The 6671-nt window shown below is 40.3% G+C and carries 4 protein-coding genes; 3 read left to right on the top strand and 1 reads right to left on the bottom strand.

What is annotated here, in order from left to right:
- Position 1 precedes the first annotated feature (1 nt).
- A complete protein-coding gene (locus IQ244_RS21425; protein ID WP_193897823.1) occupies positions 2–793 on the bottom strand; it encodes a class I SAM-dependent methyltransferase in 792 nt (263 codons plus the stop codon).
- Positions 794–1300: 507 nt separating this feature from the next.
- Between IQ244_RS21425 and IQ244_RS21430 the strand changes: the two genes are divergently transcribed.
- The 3 genes from IQ244_RS21430 to IQ244_RS21440 all read left to right on the top strand — a co-directional run bounded on the left by IQ244_RS21430 (position 1301) and on the right by IQ244_RS21440 (position 6287).
- Positions 1301–2098 carry a PEP-CTERM sorting domain-containing protein gene (locus IQ244_RS21430; RefSeq protein WP_193897825.1) on the top strand — a complete coding sequence of 266 codons (798 nt, stop codon included), beginning with the start codon at positions 1301–1303 and terminating at the stop codon, positions 2096–2098.
- 95 nt (positions 2099–2193) lie between these two features.
- A complete protein-coding gene (locus IQ244_RS21435; protein ID WP_193897827.1) occupies positions 2194–4941 on the top strand; it encodes a beta strand repeat-containing protein in 2748 nt (915 codons plus the stop codon).
- Between the two features lie 329 nt (positions 4942–5270).
- Positions 5271–6287 carry a lamin tail domain-containing protein gene (locus IQ244_RS21440; protein ID WP_193897829.1) on the top strand — a complete coding sequence of 339 codons (1017 nt, stop codon included), beginning with the start codon at positions 5271–5273 and terminating at the stop codon, positions 6285–6287.
- Positions 6288–6671 lie beyond the last annotated feature (384 nt).

A 6671-nucleotide genomic window follows, 5' to 3' on the forward strand; every position in this document is an offset into this window, starting at 1 on the left:
CTTACTTAATACAACGGATAATTGCATATACTCCGCGAGTTTCCACCTGTACACAGTCTGGATGAAAACCTGCGGCGATCGCAATCTGCTGCAACTCATTTGGAGTAAAGAAGCGAAAGACTATGCTAGGTAATGGTTGCAAGAATGTAGTTGCAAACAACTTACCACCACTACGCAATGCTTGATAAATATTGCGAATTCCTCGTGTAGCATCAGGCCAGCAGTGCATAGCCGCGCCACTGTAAACCGCATCTAGAGAATTTGCGGCGAAAGGTAAGGCGGCGATATCGCCACGGATGATGGTTATTTGGGAAGGTAATATGCCCTCTAATTGTATTTGCTGTTGTAGTTTACCTAACATTGCCTCTGAGTAATCTAGTGCAATAATTTGCTCATATTGCTGCAATAATGCCAAGCGTCGGGCAATGATGCCTGTACCACAACTAATATCCGCTACAACTTTTAAGTTTTGACCAAAAAATTCCACACACTGCTGAAATTCAATATCAATCCCGCCCAAATTACGTAACCCCATCGCCCAAATTGGCGGTAGGATACGCTCGTATAAAAAGGAAATGATTGGTAAGCGAAATAATTCTGTGCGTAGAGGTTTTGCATTGGCAGTTTCTTCAATCTCACCCTTGACTCGTGCAGGAGTTAAATCTAGTGAAGAAGAGGGTAGTTTTGCTAATTCATTACGAAAGTAATTGTGGCACTGATTGCAATCTTGTGGTGCGATGGTGAGAGTTTTATAACAAACAGGACAGGCGATCGCTTCCTCTAAACTAGACATAGCTTTTTTATTTTTATCCAAACTGATCACTTCTAACTAATAATGTTTTTCTATATTTCAATCGCTACATTGTATAAATAATAAAATTTGATGAATTAGTGACCAGATAATACCAAGCACTTGCATTGATTAGGGGAAAACACTGTTGAAAAATGTAAGATTTTTATAAATTTTCCGCAAAAAATCCGTAAATATTGTAATTTAGATATCATTACGTTGTAGTATTTCTGCCAGAGAACATCGCTACTGTCCATATCACAGTAAAATTTTCTCAAAAAACAGCAGTAAACAAACTTATTTGGGTGTATCACGCTTCGACAAATTACCTCAGCATAGAATTCCAAGCGATGTAAACAAAGTCTACATCGCTAGCAGACTTATATGTAGTTAGCTTTCGGCAAATTGTTACCGAAGGATAGATTCATTTTGTCTACATAGTCGGGAATTTAACTGTGGCGACTTATTCTTGTTCACTCATTTTTCAAGGTACAGGTAGGTAAATAAAACATGGCAATAATCAAGTTAATGTTTGCTATTAGCTTGACAGTAGTTCCTGTAATTCTAAGTTTTGTAGAACCAGCCGCAGCACAAAGAAGACTTAGAGCTAATACATACTCTCAAACAGGCGAAAACGAGCAAGGTGTGGATGCTCAATTCAATTTAGTTGATACGGCTAGGAATGGTAGTGAAATAACTGATAGTGCCAGTAGCTTAAGAGTAGGTCTATTTCAAGGAGCTATACAAGACTATGTAGAAGGGGTGGGAGAAGTTTGTCTTAACCCTGACCGTGAAGCTAACCAGCCTAATTGCCCTTCTAGTTATAGCGGTACAGGTCGTTATGTTTTAGATGCTTCTGGGTTCCCGATTTTAAATCCAGATTACCCTTTCATTCCTTATGCTGGATTTATTTCATTCGATGCAGATTTACGGGCAGAATTTATTGAACAAGATCAACTGTTTGAATCTGCACTTGGAGGTATTCGAGACAGTATTGCATATAGTATTATCCGCCCCGGACAAACTGAACCATTGTACAGTTATCGCCTAGACTTTGCCAGCTTTGGATTTGATCAAAATCAAGCTATCAACAATTTGTCTTATATCCTGGAACAAAATGTCTTAGGCAGAGCGCGTCCCGTAATAGTTTTTGATGATTTCACCGATTTAGGAATAGGCGACGCTCTCATCCAAAATCGTTTTGAGCGAGATATACCAAATGCTGTCCCTGAGCCTAGTGCTACTCTTGGGGCTTTAGCTGCTGTGAGTATAGGGGTGCTGCTCAAGCAGAAAAAGAAACAACTTTAAATTAAACCGTAGTCGACCAACGCCACCTGTTTAGGTTGTTGTATTAACAGCACAACTCACAATTCATTTCTATAAAGCTAAAGCTGCTCAAAGTCATGCATATATCTTCATTCAGAATCTGGGCTTCTACCGGAGGTTTTCTGTTATGTCTGTTAACTACTCAACCAACTACAGCAAAGATTATTCCAGATACCTCTTTACCTCAGAACTCTATCGTTCTGCCTAATTGTATCGACTGTGAAATTACAGGTGGCACTAGAGTAGGTAACAATCTTTTCCATAGCTTTGAGCAGTTTTCTGTACCTACAGGTGGCGTTGCTTATTTTAATAACGCTGTGACTGTCGAGAACATCATCAGCCGTGTCACAGGTAACTCTATTTCTAACATTGATGGGTTAATTCGCACTAATCCAACAGCTAACTTGTTTCTGCTTAATCCTCATGGAATTATTTTTGGCCCCAATGCTTCACTTGATGTTGGTGGCTCTTTTATTGCAACTACCGCTAGTAAATTGGCTTTTGCTGATGGCACTGTATTTAACACCACAACAAACGGAACTACGCCTCTGCTAACTATCAGCCGACCAATAGGTCTAATATTTAATCAAACGCCCGGTAGAATTGTCAATCAAGCAGCTTCACTAGACTTAGATGACAATCCGATTGGGCTTCAGATATCCGCAGAAAGAACTTTAGCACTTGTAGGTGGTGAGATAGCAATAGAAGGAGGCTTCTTAACCACACCGGGAGGAAGAATTGAGTTGGGTAGTGTTTCCGGTAATAGTGTAGTTAGTCTAACTCCCATAGATAAGGGCTGGATGTTAGGTTATACAGGTGTGCAAAATTTTCAAGACATTACTCTAAATCAGGCAGCTTTTATTGGTTCTAGTGATTTAATGGGTGCTGACATCAAAATTCAGGGAAGGCTAGTTTCCCTAACTGAAGGTAGTCAAGTTAGCTCCTTAGCTGGAACTGGTGGTCAGGCGGGAAATCTTCAGATCAATGCTTCCGAGCAAGTAGAACTAGTAGGGAATCCAGCAGATTTATTTTTCACTAGTCTGTCTAATGAAGTTGAGGGTGAAGCTACAGGCGAAGGTCGAAGTTTAGAAATTGCTACTAAACGCTTGATTATTCAAGGAGGAGCGCAAGTTTCAACGACTACCTATGGTACAGGTCGAGGAATGAATTTAAATGTAAGAGCCTCGGAATTATTAGAAATAACCGGTAACTCGCCAATCTTTAATGTTCCTAGTGGTCTTTTTGCCGTAGCTGATTTAGAAGCTACTCAGCAAGGAGGCACATTAACAATTGAAACTGGACGTTTGATTCTTAAAGATGGAGCGCAAGTTTCAACTTCAACATTTGGTGCAGGTGATGCAGGCGATTTAAGAGTAATAGCATCTGATTTGGTGAGAGTTGAAGGTAGGACTCCAGATAATTTGCAAGCTAGTGGCTTGTTTGCTCAGGTTGAACAAGGAGCCACAGGTGATGGTGGAAAGTTGATAATTGAGACGCAGAAGTTAAATGTTTTAGGAGGAGCGCAGATATCCACTTCGGCTCGCAGTGGTGGTAGCGGCGGAAATCTCACCATCAATGCTGGCGATTTCGTCCTTTTAAGTGGATTTGCACCGACAGCAGACGATTTGAGCAGAAGTAATATTCTGGTTTCCGCAGAGAGGGGAGCTACCGAGAATGGCGGCAATTTAAATATTACGACTGGGCGACTCACTGTTGAGAATGGAGCGAGAATTTCAGCAGATAACTTTGGTACTGGTCAAGGCGGAACTGCCACATTAAATGTTAGACAGTTAGTAGTTCAAAATGGCGGCGCAATTAGAGCGGGTTCTTTTGGTGAAGGCCCTGGTGGAACTTTAACTGTACATGCTAAAGATTTTGTTCAGGTTATTGGTACAGGAATGATCGGTTCTACTCTTGTACCTAGTACCTTGTTTACTCAAGCTGAAGCATCAGGAAGAGCAGGTAACTTAAACATTACAACCCCTAGACTCAATGTTGGAGATGGAGGACGCGTGACAGTTAATGGTGTAGGTTCTGGTGCTGCTGGTAACTTAACCATTACAACTAATGACCTGCGCCTTAATAGAGGTAATTTAACTGCTGAAACCAACGCCGCAGAAGGGGCTAATATCACTTTACAAGGCTTAAAACTTTTGTTTTTACAAAATCAAAGCCTGATTTCTGCTCAAGCTTTCAACAATGCCAACGGTGGAAATATCAATATCGATGCCTCTAATGGTTTTGTAGTTGCAGTTCCCAAACAAAATAATGACATTATTGCTACTGCCTTTATAGGTCGAGGTGGCAATATTAACATTACAGCCAATAATATCTTTGGGTTTGAAGTAGGTAGAGCCAGACCAGGCGACACAGCAAATAATATTGATGCTAGTTCAGAATTTGGTTTTGCTGGCAATGTAACCATTAATACTCCAGATGTAGACCCTAGCCGTGGTTTAGTTAATTTACCTACAAGTTTGGTAGATGCTTCACAGGCGATCGCTTCTGGTTGTTCTGCTAATGCTAAGGAGGGTGGTGAGCTTATCGTTACAGGACGTGGTGGTTTACCTCCTAGCCCTCATGTAGCACTCAGTAGCGATATAGTATGGTCAGATACTCGGCTAACCAAAATTAGTGGCGAGACGAATCAAAGAGCATCAATCTCTGTTCCTAAGGCTCAATTCCATACTAGCGATGTATTAGTCAATGTACCTGCTAATGGTTGGATAGTGAACAACAAAGGTGAAGTAACACTGTTGGCAAATGCTCCTAGTGATACACCTCAGTATATGGAATTAATTTCTACTAGCTGTTCACGATACTGATTGTCAAAGCTTACAAATCTAGGGTTATGGGATGATTTGTCTAGAATTTTATTCTATACTTCAACAAGTCCTAATTATTTTCAGTATTCAGTTAATAGTTATTTAATCTCAGGCATTTAGCTATAAATTTGTTTCAGTTTAAGACAATTTTTTTCTAACTGTCTTAACTGTCTACAATTATTTTCTTAACTGTCTTAACTGCCCTTGCATTGTGGCTTTAAGATTGAGAATATTTTAATACAAGAAATCCTTAAATACTTAAGTACTGCATATATAAGTCAGTGCGTTAGTCTTCATTGGTGTATTACTATTACTTTTAAGTAAAAATTATGACGACTCAGCAAACTCTGAAGGTAGAAATTACCAATCTTGTCTACAAGAATCAGGTCAAGAGAACTCAATCTGACGAATATGTTGAGATTACCAATCAAGACAAGGCACCCGCAGATGTATCTGGTTGGCAAATTGCTTCAGGGGTAGGACGTAATAAAGCGTTCACTTTCCCTCAAGGAACAAGATTAGCTCCAGGCCAGAGCGTGCGCGTTTACACCAATGAGATACACCCAGAGTCAGGCGGGTTTAGTTGCGGTAGTGGTGTATCCCTTTGGAAAGATTCAGGAGATGAGGCCAGACTATTAGATGCTCAAAGAAATGTAGTATCTGGTTTAGCTTATGACAGCAACGGCAATTTTACAAAAACAACTACTACTAACGGTAATGTGAAGACATCAGCCGCAGACACAGTTGCCGAAATTGCAAATCAAAGCACAGATGCAAAGCTCAATGAGCTACTAAACAAACCTGTGTTCATTGAAAGTCAAGAAACAAAAAGGTATTTGTTTTCCACTGGAGAGCCAATTAAAGGGAAGCGAGGCGATGAAGGTGGCTGGTTAGCATCCAGCGGCTTTGAAAGTCCTAAAGTTGTTGGTACTGATGCCAACTACTACAATCGTGCTGTATGGAAGATCATTCCTAGTGGTGATAGTTTTCTTATTGAAAATCAAGAGACAAAACGATATCTGTTTTCCACTGGAGAGCCAATTAAAGGGAAGCGGGGTGATGAAGGTGGTTGGTTAGCATCCAGCGGCTTTGAAAGTCCTAATGTTGTTGGTGCTGATGCCAATTACTACAACCTTGCTTTGTGGAAAATCATCCCAAATGGTAATAGTTTTCTCATTGAAAATCAAGAAACAAAACGGTATCTGTTTTCGACTGGAGAGCCAATTAAAGGACAGCGGGGTGATGAAGGTGGTTGGTTAGCATCCAGCGGTTTTGAAAGCCCTAATGTTGTTGGTGCTGATGCCAATTACTACAACCTTGCTTTGTGGCAGATTACACCAATATAGTGGAAAATCACGTTAGTCTAGGCTGATAGCAATTTCTTTTAAAGAGACGTTGCATTGCAACGTCTCTGCATAATTTATAGGTTGTGATTGTTCGGTAGAAACAGCCTTGATTTTAAAAGGAGGATCATCAAATCCTGCCAGAGCCAGTAAGGAAGACACGAGTAGTAATATTACTGTCCCCTCTAAACAAATCTCCTTCACCACGGTGATAAATAGACTTGTTGCACGAATATGTGAAACCTCGAATTTTAAACCTCATACCAATTCACGAAAAACATGATAGAAATAGTTAAATCAGAAATATGAGCAGACGTTCATGGCAGGAGTCACCAAAGTAAAAATAAAAGAGTCAGCCGAGGAATTACGTGAGCGGCTGAGAAAACA

The organism is Nostoc sp. LEGE 06077, from assembly GCF_015207705.1.
Taxonomy (GTDB): domain Bacteria; phylum Cyanobacteriota; class Cyanobacteriia; order Cyanobacteriales; family Nostocaceae; genus Nostoc_B.